1 protein-coding gene is annotated in these 1,302 nt (G+C 72.9%); it reads left to right on the top strand.

Translation table 11 applies throughout. The annotated features are described in order from the left end of the window. Positions 1-17: 17 nt before the first annotated feature. A partial coding sequence (locus E4O86_RS22930) for a hypothetical protein (RefSeq protein ID WP_205521063.1) occupies positions 18-1,302 on the top strand: 1,285 nt, incomplete at its 3' end.

Below are 1,302 nucleotides of genomic sequence, written 5' to 3' on the forward strand. Positions count from 1 at the left end.
GGCGAGGACGGCGGCCGGTGAGCGGCGAGGCGGCCGATCGCCTCCGCGCGGCCGCGGCGCCGGAGCGCCTGGCGGAGTTCGTGCTGCGGCGGCTCCGCGCCCGCGACGAATCCGGCTTCTGGCTGTGCCTGGTGCTCCTTTTCGGCGCCGTCGGCAGCGTTGCCTATCTCGCGAGCGCCTTCGCCGAGGCGGGCAGCGTGCAGGACGACACGCGCATGTTCCTCGCCTGGATGGGGCGCTGGGACGATCCGGCCGCCCTCCAAGGCGATCTGATGGCCGATTACTGGCAGTCGGTCAGCCCGTGGCTCTTCAGCGCGCTCTTTCGCCTCGCCTGGTTGGCGGGCATCGAGCCCGTCCTCTTCGCCAAGCTGCTGCCGGCGGCGCTCTTCCCGCTCATCGCCTGGTACGCCTACCGGTTCGTCCGGGCGATCGGCGCGGATCCCGCGATCGCCTTCGCGACGAGCCTCTTCGCGCTCCACGAATGCCTCTACAAGGACTTCGTGGTGAGCGGCACGCCGCGCGCCTTCTGGCCGCTCCTGATCCTCGTCGTGCTCGACGGGCTCGCCCGGCGCCGCCCGCTGCAGACGGCGCTCGGCCAGCTCGCGCTCTGCGGAACCTATCCGCAGCTCGGTCTGGTGACGGCGACGGTGGTCGGCCTCACCCTCTTCGAGCCGGGCGCGCGCTTCCTCGTGTCCCTGGAACGCCGGCGCGTCCTGATGGTCGCCGCCGCGGCCGCCGCGACGATCGCCGGCATCCTGCCGTTCCTGCTCGCGAGCAGCCCGTTCGAGCCGACGGTCACGCTTGCCGAGGCGCGCACCATCCCGACCTTCGCCCATGGCGGGAGGGGCGCGATCTTCGAGCCGGACGGCTCGCTCGATTTCGTCTGCCAGCGGCGGCTCGGCTTCTTCGCCAATGCCTGCACCGATTTCCCCGTGCTCGCCTTCCTGGGCTATTTCGCCGCGCTCGCGGCGGGGCCGGTGGTGCTCTTTTTGCGGACGCTCCGGCCGGCGGCGGCCCCGCGGACCGCCTCGCGGCTTCCGCTCTACCTCCTGCTTGCCTGCACGCTCTGGTTCGCGCTCTCGGCGCTGCTCCTCTTCAGGCTGCACCTGCCGAGCCGCTACACCTTTCCGGTCTATCTCGCGGCCCAGCTCGCCACCGTGCCGCTCCTCCTCGAATGGCTGCGGGCGAGGCGCTGGCCGGGCCGGCTTAGCGCCGGCCGCGGCAGGCGCGCCGCCGTGCTGGGCGGCGCGGCGCTTGCCGCCGTGCTCGCGCTCCTCCTGGCGACGGACGTCAAGCGCGGCT

The organism is Propylenella binzhouense (genome assembly GCF_009866965.1).
In the GTDB taxonomy this organism is placed as follows: domain Bacteria; phylum Pseudomonadota; class Alphaproteobacteria; order Rhizobiales; family Afifellaceae; genus Propylenella; species Propylenella binzhouense.